The following is a 21,034-nucleotide window of genomic DNA, read 5'->3' as shown; positions in this document are numbered from 1 at the left end:
AAAATAATCACAGCTCTACTAAATGACGCTCAATTTGCCAGAGCTGATCTGCCGTCAACCACCCTTCATCGACCCACAGCAGATTAATGCGCAAGTTTGAATCAAGGTCACGCAGCAGGTCGTAGGCTTGCCAAGCGTTATCTAGTTCATCCCAATGCACCAGCGTGATGTCTGACCAGTAGTTCAGCGGTTGAGCCATGGCCAGTTCGCCAATTACCCCCAGCCGCTCTACCGAAAAATGACTTCTAAGCCGTTCTGCGGCCTGTCGAGCTGTTGTCCACCATTCAGCTTTGCGCTCTGCATCCCGCTGCTCTGCCTCAATCCGCTGCCGTAAGCCCTGAATCCAGCACTGGGGAGGCAGCAGCTTGACGGTGCTGATCAGCCCAAACGTCATCATCAGCATGGCTAACACGTTGCGCGTACCTGGGGTCGAGCCAATCAGCGGCTTACCGTCGATGAACTCAAACTTGGCCCGGGGGCTCCAGCTAATGTATTCCTCAAAGCAAAGGGGCACGGGCTCGGCTTGAATGTTGGGGATAAATAGGGCCGCCCCCCACTGTGGCCCGGCCTCGTAATGGCGCTGATAGCCCCCTGATGCCTGCTCAACCACAAAAGCATCGGGTTCTAACGGCGTTTGATCGGTCTCCTCTTGCCAAAGGGCACTGGGCCTGAAGGCCAACCCCGGAGCACTGCTAGGGCGGTAGTAGCCATCGGTCTCTGGCAGCTGGGGTTGATACTGCCCATCATCCAGTCGGTAAAACTCTATTTGCTGCGCCGCTGGGTCAATCAGCCAATACTCAAGAACACCTGCGGCCTGGTAGTAATTACTCTTGGTAGTGCGATCGCAGTCTTCATGCCCTGGCATCACAATTTCGATCACCAGCTCCGCAGGGCCGCTCAAAAACGCCTCATAGAGCTGGTTCAACCCCTGGTTTTTAAAGAACACTAGGTCTGGCGTAAAGCCGTTATTGCCTAGCCGCATGACAAAATCGCGTCCGAGGGAATGCCCGCCCACCTGCCCATCGAGCCGAAACAGATCCATGATCAGCTTTTGCCGCAGACGGTGGTGGGGCCAGGTAACCTGAACACTGCCCGCCGATAGGACCTCTGGGGTAAATGCGATCGCACTAGCGGCAGACTCCAACTCATTGAGCTGGGCATTGATAGAACCTGTCTGCGGCAGCGGCAGACTATAGCCAGCAACCAGGGCCTGGAACCAGGTTTCGATTGGGGCCAGTGCGATCGCGGCCTCGGCCCCCCAGCCCTGCAAAATCTGCCTCAGCAGCAACCGACTCCCCATGAGAGAATTGCCCACAATCAGCTGCCCCTCAATCAGCTCCAGATTGCCCTCTGGTTTGCTGTTGAGCCAGTTGTCAAACAGCTCAGTCTTGGGGGGGTGCATAGATAATCGTCTACCACTCACTAAAAATTAGCGGTTGCACACTCCCATCCGACAAGATTTCCGGCAGCCATTCGTCACCGCGATGCTCGGTGCCATCCCACTTTTCGGGCCAAGTCTCGGCAGCAATCAGCTCTCGAATGCGGGCCAGCTCCTCAGCGCTAATCAGGCAAATATCCGGCTGTCCCATCTGGGCCGCCCCGGCATTCACCTCTGCTTCAATGCGAAGAATTTCCCCCAGCATCCACTCCCTCGCCTCCAGGGTCAGCGGCCCCAAGCGGCCCTGCTTCTTCGCCAACGAACCATCCTTCTTCACTTCCCCATGCTTCCGCAAACGGTACTGAGGCTTCTTGACTTCCCAATACAGCGGGCGCAGCTGCCGCAGCGGGGCCAAGTAAGTCCACTTCGCGTTCGCCAGCACCCGCTCTAGAGCTGCATCTTCTTGCACCAGCGGGCAGCCAATGCAGCCTGTGCGGGCGTTGATCGACTCGGTTTCGCCCAGGTCATCCTGGGGGTCGTGGCCGTAGACCTCGGCAATGTCGAAGGTGGGGTAGCCTAGCTCCACATCGGCCTGCACTAGCCAGTCCCACACGTGGCAGACTCGCCAGTGCAGCAGCGGGGCCAACGTATCGGCCACCGCACTAGAGGTGGTCTGCTGAAACCAGCCCTGACCGCACTCGCCACCGTCGCGGCTACAGCTCATGGCAACTCGCTGGTCACGCGCCGCAGATTCGCCCACCCGCACCCCCGTCAGCATGAAAAACTTTTCGCCCCGCTCCTGCCGCAGGGTTTCTAGCTCCCGCTCCATACTCATCACCTTGAGCTTGGGCGTACACCAGCGAAAAGTGTTGCTCGGCGGCGGCACCCCTCGCCCTAGCATATAGACGAAGTAGCGGTGGTCAAGCTTGGGCAGCACGACCCGGGTATCAAAACCTTTTTCCCTCAGCTTGGCCAGCAGAGCCATGGCCGCATTGTGCAGCGGCGGCAGCTCCTGGCGGGTATCGGCGTAGAGAACTGTAACGCTCTCAGGCCGAGGCACCAGACCCTTATCAATTAAATCGGCAACTAATGTAACGGTGGCTGAAGAATCTTTGCCGCCCGAGAACGCGATCGCCCAATGCTTATACAAAGAACCATAGTGGCGCAACGACTCCGCCGATAGCTCAGTGCTGCGGTCAAGGGAGAGGCGATCGCTTTCAAATAGGCTGAGCGTTCTCATTCAAGCCAAGCATTACAGCGGCAATAAACGTTGAGTAGCGTCATTCTAACGGCAAAGGGATACCGGGGCGCTAGATGTAGGAGTTTCTTTTTGAATTAGGTGGTTTGGGGCCAGAGAATGCCTGTTAGAGGTGTCATACAAGTGTACTGAATATGACTCAGAGTGTTGATGTTCTGTCGCAACCCGCTACAAGCTTGCCCCACGCCGAGCTGGTCAAGCACTGTCAGGGCAGCACAATCGGCAAATGCTTGCCCAATGCGTTCTACATTCATAAATCCGCCCTGCCATCTATAGATAGCACCCTGCGACATCAAGAACAGTGCGCCCGCAACCTGCTAACAAAGCAGTTGCCCTTTACCCTGGTCAAGTTCCACTTCGACCAGCCCAAACTCTCCTACCTCTACTACCCCGAGTTCGACGCCGAACCCCACCCCCTGCTCCGCACTAGCACCATTGTGGACTGGGCCACCGGCACCGTCGAAACTCGCGACTACAGCGATGCCCCCAACCCGCCGCTGCTCCACCGCAAAGAAACCTTCATTACCGCTGACTACCCCCACTACAGCCGCTTTGCCCATTTGACCCAGCAGCAGGTCGCTATGGGTCTGCTCGACAACTCTCGCGAAATTGGCACCCAGCTCAACTGGGAACGCCGCCTCGCTCAGCAGGGCATCGAAATCCACAACCACGCCCTGGCTTGCCCGATCAAGTCGGCTCAACAGGCCAAGCCCAAGATTCAGAGGCACAAAGCGGCGATCGCCCGCGTCACTGCATCTAAACCCGTCCGCCTCGCTGTGGAAGCTGAACTCTTTCCGCCCGACACCACCTACTTCGACTACGGCTGCGGCCATGGAGCCGATATTGAGTACATCCACCGCCTGGGCCTCACCAGCTCCGGCTGGGATCCTCACTTTCGCCTCGATATTCCCCACACCCCCGCCGATGTGGTCAACCTGGGCTACGTGATCAACGTCATCGAAGACACCGCCGAGCGCAGGGAAGCCCTGATTAACGCTTGGGGTCTGGCCCAGAAGGTGCTCATTGTCGCCGCCCAGGTGCTGATCGACGATCGCACCCGAGGCGTCATTGCCTACGGCGACGGCATCATCACCAGCCGCAACACCTTCCAGAAATACTACGAGCAAGAAGAACTCAAAGCCTACATCGACCAGGTGCTCGGCGTAGACGCCATCCCCATCGCTCTGGGGATTTACTTTGTCTTTCGCGACGAGGCCCAGGCCGAAGCCTTCCGCGCCTCCCGCTATCGCTCCCATGCTACGGCACCGCGCATTCGCCTCAAGGTCAGCAAGTTTGAGGAATACCGCGATCGCCTCCAACCGCTGATGGACTTCTACACCGATCGCGGTCGCCTGCCCACCGTTGAAGAGGTAGGGGCACAGCATGCTGTGCCCCTACAGGAGACCTTTGGCAGCATCAAGCGAGCCTTCACCGTCGTTCTGCAAGCGACCGATGTGGGGGAGTGGGATGCGATCGCTGACAAGCGCCGCAACGATCTACTCGTCTACCTGGCCCTCAGCCACTTCGGTAATCGCCCCAAATTCAAAGACCTCTCCCCCTCAGTACAGGCCGATATCAAAGCCCTCTTCGGCAGCTACCAGCAGGCCTGCACCGCCGCCGATCTGATGCTCATGACCCTGGGCCGCACGGAGATGATCGAACAGCGCTGTCGACAGAGTGCGATCGGCCAGCAGCGACCCAATTCCCTGTGGGTGCATGTCTCTGCTCTAGATCAGCTCGACCCGCTGCTACGCCTTTACGAAGGGTGTGCATCCCGCACTATTGGCCGCCCCGAGGAAGCCACAGTAGTGAAGTTCCATGTTCAGAAGCCACAAATCACCTACCTGGCATTTCCCAATTTCGACAAAGAGCCGCACCCGGCGTTGAGGACCAGCATGGCGATCGCCCTTCAAGATCTCTACGTGCGCTGCCGCGACTACGACCCCGACAACTCTCCCCTGCTCCACCAAAAAGATCAGACTATTGCCCCCGACTATCCTAACTATGCCAAGTTCGCCAAACTCAGCCAGCAAGAGCAAAAGTGGGGCCTGCTCGACGATGTGAAGGCGATTTTTGATCAGCGCGGCTGGGAGCAGTGTTTGGCTGACCACAGTGTAGAACTACGGGGACACCGGCTGGTGCGGCGCAAAGCTCAATAATAGGACGAATCACCGATGAATCTATTAGACCTGTTGTGAAATAGATGGAAATTAGCTACACCAATACAGGTGTTGAGACGGTAGCCCGATGCTGGATCTAGAGCGCGTCAAACGGGATGACCGATTGCTGCGGGCGTTGACAGGTCTAAATCACAAAGCCCTCGCGGCGCTCCAACCCTCGTTTGCTCAAGCCCTTGCCGAAGCGCCCATCCCCCGTCGTAGCCAGCAGCCGAGAGAGCGGTCGGTGGGCGGGGGGCGTAAGCCTCGACTTGCGAGCGTCGAAGACAAACTCATCTACATCCTGTTTTACGTCAAGTGCTATCCCACGTTTGACCTCGCCGGTCCGCTGTTTGACCTCGACCGGTCGTAGGCCAACCGCTGGATGCATCGCCTACAGCCCTTACTCGAAGCCGCATTAGGCCAAAAACTCGTATTACCGAAACGGAAGCTGAGCAGCATGAGTGAGTTTGTCGAAGCCTTCCCACAGGTCAAGCGGGTGATCATTGACGCCACTGAGCGGCCCGTGCAACGGGCCAAAGATAAGGACAAGCAACGGGACGACTACTTAGGCAAGAAGACGCGACATACCCGCTCACATCTGGCCCTGGTAGAACCGAACCGGAAGATACTAACTTTCAGTCATGCCTATGCGGGCCGACACAATGACAAAGGCATCTTAAACCAGGAAGGCTGAGCAAAGTGGATACCTGATGAGGTGTCGATACAGGGTGACCTGGGCTTTTTCGGACTGCAGAATGAGGTGGTCAATGTCGAGTTGCCCCACAAAAAGCTGCGCGGGGGACAACTCAGCGACGAGCAGAAAGCAGACAATCGAGCGTTAGCCAGCGAGCGAGTGGTGTGTGAACATTCGTTTGCGGGCCTCAAGCGCTACGGAATTGCGCATCAGGTCTATCGCAACCGGATTGAAGGCTTTGATGACCGCTCGATGGTCACGGCTGCCGGGCTGTGGAACTTCTGTTTGGAGGCGGCATAGGGTGAGGACACAAAATCACTAACCCCGACAACAACTGATCAATGGCTCACTGTTTCACAACAACTCTATTGGTTTCATTCCCTTTCCTCTCATTCCCACTGTCAAGGTGCAAGATCTGAGTAGATGAAGTTGCTAGTAGTAATGCTGCTTGATTGAGTCCACATAAGAGAGGCTAATTGCTCTCCACTGGTTATACCAATTAAGGTGCTGCTACCAGATTGTACGATCGTTAAATCATTGAGGGTTAAACCTGCGCCTAACTTGAAGCGGGTAGAACCGGATGGGAAGTTGTAAATCGTATCCAACCCATTACCTTTTGCTAGCACAACGACATCTTGCCCCCCACCTAGCCAAAGGGTGTCATTGCCCAAACCACCGTCTATGAAATCATCCCCTGCGGCACTGTAAATGACATCATCGCCCTCACCACCCAGGAGAATGTCATTACCGTCATTGCCATAGAGGATGTCATTTCCTGCCAAACCTCGAATGGAGTTAGCAGCCGATGAACTGTATAAACTATCATTCCTCCCTGTCCTAGTCACTGGATTAGTGGGAGTGACCGTAATGTTGAGTATGTCTGTATCAACCTTGGCTTCTCCACCTCCAGTGCTGCCTAAGTCATCTGTGGTGACAGTGAGAGTTACGGCTCCAGCAATCACAGCCAAAGGATCCGGGGTAAAGCGTAGGCCGTTGAGCGCAGTGTTAAGAGCAGAGAGAGTTCCTTGCACCTTCAAGCTATTCGTGTTGTTGCCCTCAACCAGCGTAAGCCCATCAACACTGCCGAGAGCAAGGGCACCCTCTGTAACGGATAGGATGACTTGTTCGATACCACTACCAGCATCAATATCGCTGATTGAGATACGATTGCCAGTAGCGCTAGAGAAGACAAGCGATGCACCTTGCTTAATGCTTTGAAGCTTTGCTGGTAGTTGGTTGACAGGGGCATCGTTGACAGGATTAACGGTAATGTTAATGACATCGCTGTCACTCCTTGCCCCGCCATTACCGCTGTTGCCTAAATCATTGGTAGTGATAGTCAGCTTAGCGGTGCCGTTGAAGTTGACGGTCGGCGTGAGCTTCAAGCCATTGAGCGCAACACTTAAGTCGGCCAGTGTTCCCGTTGCTGTAATTTTTGTAGTGCCATTACCGGTGACATTGGCTAGCCCGTCCAAACTTTCTAGTTGCAGTTTTCCATTGGTAGCGCTCAGGGTGAGTTGAACCGGCGCAGTGCCTGCATCAACATCACTTAGGCTGATTGAGTTACCCGTAGCAGTGGGGAAGGCCAGCACGGTGTCTTCGTCCATCGATTGAGCACCTGGAGCCGAGGTGACGGGAGCGTCGTTAACAGGGTTAATGGTTAGGTTAGAGGTTGCGATCGCACTGCTGAAAGCAGTACCACCACCATTACTGCTGGTATCTGCCTGACTTCCCAGGCTGCCAATTGTCTGATCCCAAGCCCGATAGCTCAAGTTAATGGTGCCATTGAAGTTGAGGTCGGGGCTAAAGCGTATGCGGTTATTGAAGGCGAGTAAGAGGGCACCCGTTTCGCTGACGGTTGGGAAGCTGAACCAAGTGCTACCGCCATCGGTGGAGTATTGCCAAATGCCTGAACCAGAAGTATTGGTAACGGCAATGCCACGCAGAGCTCCTGCGTCCAAATCAGTAACGGCAGTGCCAAGCAGGGTGGAGACAAGCGTGCCAGCATTAATTGTCGGGTCTTCGTTAATGGTTGTGAGGTTTTTAACACCAGTGGGGTTTAGAACAGGTGCATCATTGACCGCTGTAATTGTTACTGTGCTGTTGACGATAAGGCTATTCGACTTACTGTCATTAATCACAAACTGAATCACGCGCGGGGTTGTCTTGGGGCTGTCGCTGCTGTTGCTGTACGTCACTGAGCGCAGGACACTTTGATAGTCCTCCAAGGAAGCCGTTCCAGTGAGGGTCAGAACACCTGCGCTAAAGCTTCCGGTAATTGCTCCAACAGGTATGAAGCTGAGGTTGTCTTGATTAGAGACAAAGTTAGTGATGCGCACGGTTGCTTTTTGCAGGGTTGTATTGTCTGCATCACTAAGGGTAAGACCACCATCAACAATTACACTGGAACCGTTTTCAGCATAGGTAGCAGACGTCCCTGTCAAGGCAACTAAGGGTCGGTCATTCACAGAAACAACTTTGACCGTAGCGGTAGTCATCTTGCTGTTGGCGGTGCCATCGCTCACGACGAAGTCTATGAGACGAGAGGTTGTGGTTGGGCTTTGAGAGGTGTTGTTGTAGGCAAGGCTGCGCAGAACTTGCTGATAGTTGGCAACCGTATCTATGCCCTGCAGGGTCAGTACGCCTGTGCCAGCATCATAGCTAGCCGTAATGCTGGTGCCGGTTGTATTAGCAGCCAGGAACTCCTGACCCAAATCGCTCAGGTTGCGAATGCTGACAGCCGCGCCATTGATGCTGGGGCTATCTACATCACTCAGGTTGAGACTGCTGACGATGGGGGTGAAGCCTGCATCTTCTGTGAAGGTGCTGCTGGCGTTAAGCCCTGTAGCAGCACCGTTGAGATCGAGTACGGGGGCATCATTGACCGGAACAATGGTCACGGTGGAGGTGACAAGGGCACTTGGGGCCGTCCCATCATTGACGACAAGGGTGATGATGCGAGGAGTAGGATCTGGATTTTGAGAGGTGTTGTTGTAGCGGACGGTGCGTAAAACCTGCTGATACTGGATCAGGGTTGCTGGACCTGTGAGGTGAAGCGTACCGGTTGCAGCATCGTAGGCAGCAGTCATGTACCCGAAGGTGTTGGGTACAGAGAGGGATTCAGCAGCACCGTCTACTAGGTTGGTAATGGTGATCGTGGCTGAAGTAACGGTGGTATTGTCTGTGTCGATCAGGGTAAGACTACTACTTACTGTTGCGATCGCACCCCGATCCTCTGTAAAAGTCGTGGCAAAATCGGCTCCTGCTGTGCTTCCGTTCAGGTCGAGAACGGGTGGAACGTTGAGGATGGTTAGGTCGAATGCATCACTGACAGATGCGCCTTCCATATCCGTTGCAGTGACTATGATACTGAGCTGACTACCGGTATTGGCTGGCGGTGTGCCACTGAAGGTGCGAGTGGTTGGGTTAAAGCTTAACCAGGTTGGTAACGGATCACCATTGTTCAAGGTGACAGCGTAATTTAGCGTATCGCCTGCATCTACATCATTGAAGGTATCGATTGGAAGTGTGAAGTTGAAAGGCGAGCCTTTTGCAACGATTTGATCCGAAATCGCGTTGCTCGCGATCGGCGCATCATTGGTGTTTGTCACTGTCAGCGTGAAGGTCTCACTGCTGCTGCTGCCTGTGTTATTTGTCGCAGTTACCTGGATATTGAGAGTTCCCACCTGCTCGTTTGTAGGCGTGCCATTGAAACTGCGAGTGGTCGGATCGAAACTTAACCAGGTTGGTAAGGAAGCTCCGTTACTGAGAGTGGCGCTGTAGCTGAGATTAACGGTGGAGTCTGCGTTGAAGGTATTGTCAGGAATCGTGAAGATGAAGGACGTATCTTCTGCGGTACTCAGGTCGGGCAGGGAATTAACAACAGTCAGCGAATCATCACTGACGATCGTGAGCGTTGCAGTGTTCTGTGTGCCGATCGCAGCTCCTCCAGTCGGAGTACTTAACGTTAAAGCGATCGTTTCATTCGTCTCATACAATCCATCATTGGAGATCGGGATAACAACCGTCTTTGTTGTCTCTCCATTAGCGAAGTTAACGGGGATAGAGGCATTGTTGTAGTCAGTCGGAGCAGTGGCAGTACCATTAGCCAGGGCGATCGTGGCGCTAGTTGCTCCAGAACTGCCGTTTGTGCGGGTGACGGTGATGGCAATGATGGGAGTGCCATCTTCGTTGACGCTAAACTCAGTCGCACTGAAAGCGAGAGTTCCAATGTCAACCGCAGTGCCGGGAACGCTGATTTGTGCGTCTGGAGTCGTGGGGGTGGCTTCAAGGTTGCCTGCGTTATCACGGGCAACGCTGTAGAAGATGTAGGTGTGACCGGGTTTGCCGATGTAAGTTGCTTCGGTGAGTTTGGTGTTTTCTAGCCAGGGGGTAAAGGGTGCGCCGTTGTCTGAGACGTAAATGGTGAAGTTTGCTAGGGCGGAGCCATTGGTACCGTCGTTACCAGACCAACTGACCAGGAATTCTTCGCCTGTGGCAGTGGTAGGCAGTGCAGCGATGGAACTGGTGGGTTTGCCAGCATCGATCGTATTAAAGATAGGTGGAGTATCGATCGGTTCTTCAGTATCGAAGACGATCGTGGCTTTAGCGTCAATGACTGCACCCGTTGTAACATCTCGTTTGGCTTTGACGGTGTAGTTGACGAAGCCATCTCCTAAACCGCCATCAGGATTTTCGGTGGTGGGATTATCGGGAGGTAGGAAGCCAATTAAGGGATTGACGGGAATTTCACCCGTTGCGGGATCGATGGTGGTGAGAGTCCAGAAGGCTTCCCCTTTGGCAATGTCAATCCCTGCAACCACATCAATAAAGAAGCCAAGCTTATCTTTCAGGTCTAAGCGTTGATTGTAGAAGGCGGTATTGGCGGGAACCTCAAACATGAGATCGCCCCAGCCAAAGTTGCCTAGACGGAAGGTGCGCCAGTCGAGGTCAGGATCGAGGGGGTGGGTAATGGTAACCTGTTGGGCGGGTGCAGTAGCGGTAGGACGGTTTTCAAAGCGAATAGTGTAGGGCAAAAGAGCAGATGAGGAAATCCATTTCTCTTCACCGAAACCTGCTGGGCCTACAATATCATTAGGATCTGAGGGGCGAACAATAGGAGTGCTGCCATTAGCACTTGGAATTCCAGGTGGTACGGGTATTGCTGGTGCTGCTTGAGCCTCTGGAAATAACAATGAAGAAGCTCTATCTGCTAAATTTTGGGGTTTGGGGGTGGGAGTAGGTTTTGGTTGTCTTCTAGGAAGGTTTATTACGGCTGCTCCCCCTGAAGCAAGGTTTTGGGATGAGTTTGGTATAGGAGTTGAAGTTGGGGTGGGAGTTGGGGGGAGAGTTGGGGTGGGAGTAGGTTTTGGTTGCCTTGTAGGAAGGTTTATTACGGCTGCTCCCCCTGAAAGTCCCAACGGATCTATTTGTTGGAGAGGATTATTTATGACGTAGGTGTAGAAGTTTACATCTCCTCCTTGTAGTCCTAGTGGATCTTCACTTAAAAATCTTCCAAAACTTGGGCTGTAAAACCTTGCTCGCATAAAATCGAGCCCATTGCCCTCATCCATCACGCCCCATTGCCCAACATATTCAAATGGGTTAGCAACGGCTTCAATAGTGGTAAAGTTCTCCCCAAACGGCAAGTAGCTATAACGGTTGAGGTAATCACCATTCGCACCTGTTAGACCAACCGTTGAACCAATAGCATCCGAGTCGTAGTAAGTTGCTGAATTAGTTGCATCAATCCGGCTTGTAAGTCCTATACCGTGTGTATAGTGTGCAACCAGGTTTCCACTACTATCGTATTCAGCGACAACATCTACTAAACCAGTAGGGTCAAGGAGATAGTCAGTTCGTTGACCATTCTGAATGGTGGCAATACGGTTGCCTAAAGCATCATACTGGTATGTCCAGGCACCGTTGGGGGCAGTAACGCCAATCAGACGATTTTCATCATCGTACTGATAAGTCCAGACGTTGCTACCTTCAGTCTTAGAAATCAGGTTGCCGTCTGCATCATAGGTATAAGTGGTATTGCCAACAGTGGTGTACTGATTTAGACCATTTGTGCTGTAGGAGGTTGCAACGCCACTGTCGGTCACAGAAATCCGGTTGCCTGCCGCATCATAGCGGTACTGGATGGTACGACCACCGGGAAGGGTGATACCCGTTAACTGATCGGTTGCATCATACTCATACTGCCAGGAGCCTTCGAGCGTTGTCATGCTAGTGCGTCGTCCTAGCGCATCGTAGCCGTAGTCGAATTGAGAGTTTACAGTTCCATCATTGTCGTGGTTAATAATTTGGAGCAGTTGACCTGCCGCATCATAAGCATAGGTAGTATACGTACCGTTCCCATTGGTTTCAAGAGCCAAACGACCCACTGCATCGTAGGTATAGCTCGTAATTAATTCACCCGTGGTATTCGTCAAACTTGCCAATCGTCCGTTCGGATCATAGGCATAGTTCACGACAAAGCCATCCTGATCGACCATGCGAGTGCGGCGACCACCCGCATCGTAGGTGAAATCTAGAGAGCGACCAGAGGGGTAAACGATACGGGTCAGCCGATCTACCGCATCATAGGTCATAGGGGTGGTGCCACTAGCATCGGTAGCAGAGATCAAATTGCTACGAGCGTCATAGCCATAACTGACAAATGATCCATCTGCATACTCTTTACGAATCAGCAACCCGTCTTTGTTGTAGGTATAGTCAATGTCTTTGCCACGACGGTTAATCGATCTGGTCAAATTGCCAGTTGAGTCATAGCTAAACCGCTCACTGCTGCCATCTGCATAGGTAATCCCTTGCAAATTACCCTGGCTATCGTAATTGTAGGTGCCGATATTCCCCTTCGCATCTCGAACGCTAAGGAGTCGATTGAAAGTTGGATCATAAGTGAACTCAATTTTGCGCCCTAACGGATCAACCTGGCTAATGACATTACCCCGTGCATCGTACTCGTAGGAGTAAGAATTACCGCCCGGTAGAGTTAGCGAAATCGGATTTTGATTGGCATCGTAATTGAACTGAGTAGTCTGACCCAGAGCATCACGGACTTGACCCAGTTTAGAATCGAAATTAGCTGAGTTAGAGCTATTCAGTAAGAGCTTTGTGGTGTTTCCTACTGCATCAGTGACATAAATACCGCCAGCGGTGTCATAGCTGTAAGAAATGGATTCCGCACCGCCATCTCCAAACTCGCGTGTTAGGCGACCTTGACTGTCGTAATTGAAATAGCGATGAGTGCTATCAGGATTGGTAATCGATAGCAGCGTATGTTCTCGTGCTGCGCTATGCCCCGTGTCGTAAGTGTAGGACGTGGTTCCTTCTACTCCAGTAACCGATAACAGATGCTCGCCAACAGCATCGTAGGTATAGGTCGTGGTGCGACCTGTGGAATCAGTCACTTGCCCAATTCGACCTTGAGGATTGTAGGCAATTGCTAAAATATCCCCATTGGAGTGAGCCAAGCTCGTAAGACGACCGCTAGTATACCCTGCTGTGATGCGGTTGCCATTGGTATCCTGCACATAATCCAGCTTGCCGTCCGAACGGAAGACAGAAATTGCTCCATCTAGTTCACGAAGTCGATAAACACCTTGATCAACTGTCAGGCTAGCGAAATCACCCGTCGCACCCACGTATGTCCCATCCGCTTGACGGGTAAATACACGTTGCCCACTGGCGGTTTGGATGGTGACATTACTATCAGCATCTGCGGTTAAAGAAGTATCCCACTGGTGAGTCCAACCCCGTCCCAGAGAGCTAAGGGTGTAACGTTCTACTAAAGATTGCTGGAACACTCGACCAAATGCGAGTGCGATTCCGGGTGCTTCATCGACAAGGTCGATCGCAGAGGTTAAAGCAACACCAGTCAACGTATTTCCAGCTTGCTGCAACTCAAACCCTAATAGCTGAGAAACGTTAGCTGTATATTCACCCAGTTGACTCAGATGCGTTGCATTGTCCGCTAGAGCAGTCAGATAATCACCAACTGTTTGTCCCACTCCTGCCGTGAAATTACTCCAAATCGCTTCCCAAGCCTCTAGCGAAACATCGCTGGGACGAGCACTCTCTTTAACCGTTGACCAGTCGATCGTTTCACTGCTAGGCGAAAGTTGACTGACTGAGAAGTTAACACTTCCTTCATCAACTGTAGGCTTAAACATGAAAGAGAACTGCCCTGTAGCACCTGGAGCAAGAATTCCGGCTGGACCATTCGTATTAATGGCAAGCAACTGAACTTCAGAATCGGTGTAACTGCTTTGATTTGGCATCCGCAAATCAGCATTAGCAGCCACAATTTCCAATAGAGGCGCAATGAAGTCAGTTTCGCCTGTATTGGTGTAAGCAACCGTAACAATGCCCTGCTGATCTGGGCGCAAAGCACTAGGGGTGCTGAGTCCAATTTCAACTTTGCCAACGGGTCCTGCCGTAACTGTAAAACGGTCTTCAAGGGTTGCCGTCTTTCCTTTATCATCAACCCGAACGTCATATTCCCCAATAGCCAACCCTCGTAGATCAAACGTTGCCCATAGGGTAGAATCGTCCTTCCACAGAACTCGACTGGCAGTGCGCTCCGTTCCATCGGCTGCAATTAGGCGAACAACCCCATCGGTTGATAGTTTCACACCTGATAGGGTGATTGTGGTTTGCCCCAAATTGCTACCACGGCTTGTACCAATGTCTAGCAGTGAGAAGTCAAGGGTCTCAGCCTTAATGGTGTATGGAGCTGAAGGTCCGGCATTCTCGTAAGCCAAGACATAGTAAGTTCCAGCCCGTGTCGTAGGAATAACGACTTCCTGATCAGCGACAAAGAGTTCAGAGAAACCGACATCAAATTGGCTGCGGGTTGGCATCTCCCCATAGCGGATGTAAAGCTCATTGATCGCATTCGACTGGCTATCCAGCTTCACTTGCAAGGTTTCGCCTGCTGCGACATCAATCCGGTAGTAAACAGCCTGCCCCTGAGCTAAAGTTCCTGTTGCTTGAACATCCAGATCTAACCGCTCTGCATCTAAAGCAATGCGATCGACCGAAGCCTGGGTATTGTTTGCCTCATTAACTTCTGGAATTTGATTGCGAATGTCACTACGAACGATGATGTTGTAATTACCTGGAACTGCACCAGGCAGAGGTGCCTCCAGTGTTTCCGTGTAACTTGCACCACCTGCAACACCACCTAAGTGATAGACCTGTCCAATTAACGTATCCCCGATATCCCACTGGCTGTCTTTAGACAAGTAGACAGAATCCCACCAGCCCCCTTCAGCTGCATTTGTGCCCTGGTTCGTCACTGTGTAGGTGATGGTCGTGTTCTTGCCAGAAACACCCGTCGCAGGAACCGTAATTGAACTGATGCTTAGCTCTGCCGGTGCAGGCAGATTCACCTGTATTGAGTTACCGTTATATCCAATATTGTTCTGCTCCCCAGTGCGTTCGTAAATGTCCTCACCACTATCTGCAACAGCGAAGACGTAGTAAGAACCAGATAGCCCACGCGGAATTTGGAAGGATTGAGTTTGTGTATAAGATTCTCCTCCTTCCAAACCCTCAGCCTGATCTTGATAGCCCAGGAAGATGTCGGAGTTGCGATCGAAAAACTGGTCACGCGATAAATAGAATGTATCCCGCCATGCTCGATCGCCTGTCGCTGCACCGTTATTTTGAACTGTCCAGGTCAGCGAAAACAGCTGATTACTAATAGCAGTTGCAGGCGCATCTACACTTTGCACAACGAGATCGGATACAGCGCCAAGATTGATGGTTGTGAGGTCGTTCGTTGCTAGGTCATTATTGGTTTCTAAACTTCCCTCGATGACATTTGCACTACTGTCAGTGCGAACCAGCACATGAAACTGCCCTGTCAAGTCACTCGGTAGCGTAAAGGTCTTACTTACCTGGTAGCTCGCTGCTGGATCTAACGCACCTGTACGATAAACCTGATCAAGGCTAATATCATCATCACTAATGACTGAGTCAAGAGACAAATAAACCTGGTCATACCAGAAATCTACATTGGTTCGAGCAATACCTTGATTTTCAACTGTCCAATTTATAGTAAACGCTCCGCCTGATTGAGCCGTAACTGGTACATTAAGTTGAGTGACTCTTAAATCTGGTGTTTGACGGTTTACAGTGACAGGCAACGCCGATGAACTGTTGTTTCCTTCATTTGTCGCTTCATAAACGCTGCCACCACTATCGGTTACAACAAAGAGGCTGTAATCACCAGCGAGATTGAAGGGTAGTTCTACTAACTCATTACGAGTGTAGAAAGCTCCAGCATTCAAGAGACCACTGCGAGCAAAGGAACCCAGCATAATATCGTTACTGTCGAGAACTCCGTCAGCAGAGATGTAAATTTGATCTGTCCAGTTCTCAACTGCGGTGTTGCCAGTCCCCTGATTAGTAACAGTCCAATCGACACGAACTGCTTTGCCTGCTTCTGCATTCCCTGATATACCAGCTGTTTGAACAATTAGGTCAGCCGGACGAGATGAGATAGCAATCTCATTTTCACCAATGACAGTATTGTTCGCATTATCAAGTTCAAAGACATCGTTTCCGCTATCGGTGACAACAAAGATACGGTAGTTGCCTGTTAATCTATCTGGCAGCGTAAAGGTTTCAGAGCCATCATAAGACTCGCCTGGTTCTAAGGCTCCAGAGTGGTTCCGGATTCCTAAATACAGGTCTGTATTTAAATTAAGTTGATCATCAGCTGATAGATAAAAAGCATCCTGCCAAGAGAAGTTTGGTGTTACAGTTGCTCCAAAGTTTGTAACCCGATAATTGATCGTGAATGGATTACTTGCTAATGCCGCTGTGGGAACATCAATGCTTTCAACCTCAAGGTCAGGAGGAGGCGTTAGAGTGACCCGTGTAGCGATCGAATCGTAACTGACATTGTTAGATTCAAAACCACCCTCAAAAACTTCATTAGATGTATCAGCTTGTACAAGGAAGAAAAAATCGCCACTAATACCAATAGGCAAAGCAAAGTTTTGAGTAGCGTTGTAACTTTCATTTGATCCTAAAACACCTGAGCGAATCAAATTTTTGGATAGCCCATCAGGAACGTAGTAGAGATATTCGTACTCAGAAGTGTGTAAAACTAATCCCAGCAGCTTATCTTGATTGTCTAGCGTTGTATCGGTAGACATATAGACGGCATCGTACCAAGAATCTCCTAACGTTTTGCCTTGGCCTTCATTGCTGACTGTCCAGGTTAAAGACAGAGATTGACCTGAAAATGCCTGAGTAGGAGCATTTGCTGAAGATACTTGTAAGTCCGCTAGCGGCGATGGTTGTATATCCGTTGGAGCGCTGGTTCCAAAGTTGTCACCTTCATTGTTTAATTCTTCGACTTGATTGTATTCATCTGTTTTAACAATGAAGCGGTAATTATTAGCAATGCCTTGAGGAAGCGAGACTGTGAGGCTATTGGTGTAACCCTCTCCTAGATTTAAGTAGCTGGGGTTCGCTACCCGCCCCACGAAGATATCAGTGTTGTCAAACTCATTGTCAAGGGAAAGCCAAACGCTGTCATACCAAACTGGTGAATTCGTCGCTCCTGTACCTGTGTTTGTAACCGTCCATTTAACTGTCGCTTGTCCGCCAGATAAGGCTGTTGGTGGCGCAGTAACCTCTGTAACCTTCAGATCGGGCAATAGAGGCGACTTTAGACTAATTAACCGATTATCAACGACAACATTGTTATCCTCTACAGATTCAGTAATTTGATTTCCAGTATCCGCTTGAACAACAACCCAGCGATCGCCAGTCAAATCTGTCGGTAGCGTTACCAGTTGCTGGCGAGTAATGGATTGCCTTGCCGCGATCGTACCAGTGAAGGAGAAGCTTCCCAAGGCTTGATCATTCCCAAGTTGCTGATCGCCAGAGAGATAGATTGAATCTGTCCAAGTTCCAGTTGCGTCTTTTGTACCCTGGTTTGTAATCGTCCAAGCAACTTCAATCTGTTGTCCTGCAATTCCTTTTACTGGCGCAACGATATTGCTAACAACAAGATCGGGAACGTCGTCATCAAGAATAGTGAGCACAGCTGCACTTTGTGCGCCAATTGTTGCTCCACCCGTTGGGTTGCCGAGAATCAGATCGATCGTTTCGCTACCTTCAGAAAGGCTGTCGTCAATGACGGGCAAAGTGACTACCTTGCTGGTTTCACCTTCAGTAAAAGTAACCACGATCGGAGCGCTGTTATAGTCTGCTAGAGCAGTAGCGGTGCCATCAGTGGGCGTAATTGTTGCTGTAACAATACCATCGCTGCCATCTGTTCGATTAATCGTGATAGCTGCAACAGGCGTGCCATCCTCATTGATACTAAAGGCAGAACTACCGAAGGACAAAACTCCTGGCACAGCATCGTCATCTACAATTGTGAGAATTGCTGTTTTTTGAGTACCAAGTGTCGCCCCACCTGTCGGATTGCTTAAGGTTAGATTGATTGTCTCATTGCTCTCATAAAGCGTATCATCAGCAATCGGAATGGTGATAGTCTTGCTGGTTTCGCCTGCCGCGAAATCTATTGTAATAGGGGCACTGTCATAATCAGCGGGGGTAGTAGCAGTACCATTGGTGGGGGTAAGAGTTACTCCAACTGTTCCATCGCTACCACCAGTGCGTGTAATTATAACCTCAGTGATTGGTACACCGTTCTCATTCACGCTATAGGTAGCACCATTGAAGGCAAGTGCCCCAAATGCGGGAACTTCATTTTCGACGATCGTCAGAGTGGCAGAACTTTGAGCGCCAATGGTTGCTCCACCTGTAGCATTCTCTAAGTAAATGTTGAGCGTTTCGTTGCCTTCGTAAATCACATCATCCAAAATTGGAACTGCGATTGTTTTGGACGTTTCACCATTGACAAAGTTAATAACAATTGGAGTGCTGTTATAATCATCCGGTGAAGTTGCAGTACCGTTATTCAGGTAAACGGTGGCGCTTACTGCCCCGTCACTACCACCTGTGCGTGTAATCGTAATCGTGGTGATGGGTATGCCATCTTCATTCACACTGAAGGTTGCATTACTAAAAGCTAAAATACCAGCTGATTTATCATCATCAATAATTGTCAAAACAGCCGTTTTTTGAGTTCCAAGTGTTGCCCCACCCGTAGGATTAGTGAGCGTTAGGCTAATCGTCTCATCACTTTCGTAGAAAGTGTCGTTTACGATTGGTATCGTAACGGTTTTGTTGGTTTCTCCAGGAGCAAAGCTGACGACAACAGGTGTAGAATCATAGTCCGCAGGTGAGGTTGCTGTTCCATTGCTCAATACAATTGAGGCACTTACAACACCATCACTTCCACCTGTCCGGAACACAGTGACAGCCGCAACAGTTGTACCATCCTCATTCACACTAAAGGTAGGAGCACTGAAGGAGAGGGTTCCTGGCTTATAATTAGCGTCCTGGGTTGCTGTCAGTATAAGGCTATTGTTAGCAATGGTTGGTGCAAGAATTACACCATTTCCCAGATTCAAACCCTGAATATTCGTAAAACTGCCGCTGAGAGTGCCAGCTTTTAGAACTTGGAACGTGTCTCCAATCGTAGGTGTGAAGCCGTTAATCAGATTGATTTTGAGCGTGCCATCCAGAGTGGCAGTTCCAGTGATACTGAGCAGGTCAAAAGCTGTTCCAGCCGTTCGTCCACCCAAGTCAAAATTGAGAATGCCAGTTCCTGCTTGAGTATAGTCTCCGTCGATGTTGAGAATGCCAGTTCCTAAACCAGGGTCAATCTGACTTGCGTTAGAAACATTACCTGTAATATTTCCAAAGCCTAAGAGTGAACCTCCTTGAAGGGCGATTGCAGCATTTGCTGTCAACAAACCGCCACTAAGGATTGTTGAGCCTGCTGTCTGAGTATACCCACTAGTAAAAGTGAGTGCTCCCTGCTGGATTTTGACGGTGCCAGAGTTGTTGAAGAGGGCAGAGATTACAGACGAATCTGTGCCATCGCTTACTCCCAGGCTTTTGGTCAGCGTTCCAGCATTGTTAAAGGTGGTGCTACTGTCGCCATAAAAGTCTGCATCGCTTTGCAGGTTGATGCTGCCACTAGCGGCGTTGTTCCAAGTTGCGCCGTTGGAACCGTACAGGTATAAGGTATTGCCTGTCCAAGTGGTGTTGCCTCTAGTCTCTAAGGTGCGACCATCTAGGTTCTTGTAGTAATTGTCATCATTGATCTGCAAGCTGGCTGTAACAATTGTCTTGCCGCTGCCTGACTGAGTTCCACCACTCCAAACCATATTGGTTGTAGTGACAGTATCCGAACCACTCAAGTCACCATAAGAAAGAGCAAAGTTAGTTGTGCTGATAGCCTTGCTACTGCCGAAGTTGGCTATGCCACCTGTAATTTCAGTAGTACCTGTGAGATTATAAGCACCTCCAACTTCGGTCGTGCTGCCGTTACTGAATCGAACTTTGCCTGCTCCATCAATGGAAGAACTATTACCCAGAGTATGGGTGCCACCACTAAACTCTAGAGACCCACCACTTTGAATACTGAAGTTGCCTGTACTACTGCCTCCTCCTTGTAAAGACAATACTCCCTGCTGTACTTCGACAGTGCCGGAGTTGTTGAAGAGTGCAGAAATGACGGACGAATCTGTGCCATCTGTACTGCCTACACTCTTCGTTAGCGTTCCAGCATTGTTAAAGGTGGTGCTACTGTCGCCATAAAAGTCTGCATCGCTTTGCAGGTCGATGCTGCCACTAGCGGTGTTGTTCCAAGTTGCGCCGTTGGAACCGTACAGGTGTAAGGTATTGCCTGTCCAAGTGGTGTTGCCTCTAGTCTCTAAGGTGCGACCATCCAGGTTCTTGTAGTAATTGTCATCATTGATCTGCAAGTTGCCCGTAACAATCGTCTTGCCACTGCCCGACTGAGTTCCACCACTCCAAATGAGTGTACTTCCAGCATTTGCGGTGAGGCTGCCCGTTCCTGTTAGAGTTCCACCGTTGAAGTTGAGAATTCCTTTGCTGTTGACTGTACTGGCACCATTTAAGGTAAGAGTGTACCCATTCAAAATGAGCGTTTGGCTTCCAGCTGTTGTATTGCCTAATGCAAGTCCAACGATCGTGGTATCAACATCCAGATCAACCGTGTAGAGCCCATTAAGTGTAATTGAAGCCGTATCAGTAGTTACTGGAACGCCCGTATCCCAGTTTGTTGAGGCACTCCAGTTTCCATTAGCAGCATTCTTCCAACTTCTACCAGCCATGCGTGTTTGACTCCCTTTAGGAACCAGAATGGGCAAAGATTAGCAAATTGAGAGCAACGCACCCTTACTGAATTTCTTTTGTAAAAAAACAGTGCAAATCATATTACAGTATTCGTAGTAATTTACACTCACAGCAGAGCTAAAATTTATGTTGTTTTGCTACAGGTGTTACAGGATCAAATCAAAAGAAGCCACAATTTTCGCTCCACTCTCCTGCCCCAAAAATGCCTTAGTCTCCAGTGCAGTCTCATCCGATTAAGGACAAGCTTGTGCCCACTGCCAAGCCTGTTACGTCTC

The 21,034-nt window shown here is 50.7% G+C and carries 5 protein-coding genes and 1 pseudogene; 2 read left to right on the top strand and 4 right to left on the bottom strand.

The window, feature by feature from the left end; translation table 11 throughout:
• Positions 1–7: 7 nt before the first annotated feature.
• On the bottom strand, positions 8–1,402 hold the full coding sequence (locus IQ265_RS28005; RefSeq protein WP_194055123.1) for a Uma2 family endonuclease: 1,395 nt from the start codon (positions 1,400–1,402) through the stop codon (positions 8–10).
• Positions 1,403–1,412: 10 nt separating this feature from the next.
• Entirely contained in the window at positions 1,413–2,618 is a 1,206-nt protein-coding gene (locus IQ265_RS28000; protein WP_194055125.1) for a phosphoadenosine phosphosulfate reductase family protein, read from the bottom strand.
• Between the two features lie 152 nt (positions 2,619–2,770).
• On the opposite strand from IQ265_RS28000, the gene IQ265_RS27995 reads away from it, so the two are divergent.
• Positions 2,771–4,795: a DNA phosphorothioation-associated putative methyltransferase gene (locus IQ265_RS27995; RefSeq protein ID WP_228037942.1), complete on the top strand. Its 2,025-nt coding sequence runs from the start codon at positions 2,771–2,773 to the stop codon at positions 4,793–4,795.
• A 145-nt stretch (positions 4,796–4,940) separates the two neighbouring features.
• Here IQ265_RS27995 and IQ265_RS30945 read toward each other — a convergent pair whose 3' ends face one another.
• Positions 4,941–5,183, bottom strand: coding sequence for a hypothetical protein (locus IQ265_RS30945; protein ID WP_347404972.1), 243 nt, complete (start codon positions 5,181–5,183; stop codon positions 4,941–4,943).
• On the opposite strand from IQ265_RS30945, the pseudogene IQ265_RS29190 reads away from it, so the two are divergent.
• Positions 5,178–5,789 (top strand): annotated as a pseudogene (locus tag IQ265_RS29190) (transposase family protein). The gene IQ265_RS30945 and the pseudogene IQ265_RS29190 overlap by 6 nt on opposite strands.
• A 101-nt stretch (positions 5,790–5,890) precedes the next feature.
• Here IQ265_RS29190 and IQ265_RS27985 read toward each other — a convergent pair.
• Positions 5,891–20,773 carry a CARDB domain-containing protein gene (locus tag IQ265_RS27985; RefSeq protein ID WP_194059764.1) on the bottom strand — a complete coding sequence of 4,961 codons (14,883 nt, stop codon included), beginning with the start codon at positions 20,771–20,773 and terminating at the stop codon, positions 5,891–5,893.
• Positions 20,774–21,034: the final 261 nt, after the last annotated feature.

Origin of the sequence: Nodosilinea sp. LEGE 06152 (assembly GCF_015207525.1) — a bacterium.
Classification (GTDB): Bacteria; Cyanobacteriota; Cyanobacteriia; order Phormidesmidales; family Phormidesmidaceae; genus Nodosilinea.
This window is presented reverse-complemented; position numbering and strand designations above follow the sequence as displayed.

Bases quoted from the DNA above. Each gene is read 5' to 3' on its own strand.
- IQ265_RS28005 (WP_194055123.1), bottom strand. From the start codon at position 1,402: ATGCACCCCCCCAAGACTGAGCTGTTTGACAACTGGCTCAACAGCAAA.
- IQ265_RS28000 (WP_194055125.1), bottom strand. From the start codon at position 2,618: ATGAGAACGCTCAGCCTATTTGAAAGCGATCGCCTCTCCCTTGACCGC.
- IQ265_RS27995 (WP_228037942.1), top strand. From the start codon at position 2,771: ATGACTCAGAGTGTTGATGTTCTGTCGCAACCCGCTACAAGCTTGCCC.
- IQ265_RS30945 (WP_347404972.1), bottom strand. From the start codon at position 5,183: ATGCATCCAGCGGTTGGCCTACGACCGGTCGAGGTCAAACAGCGGACC.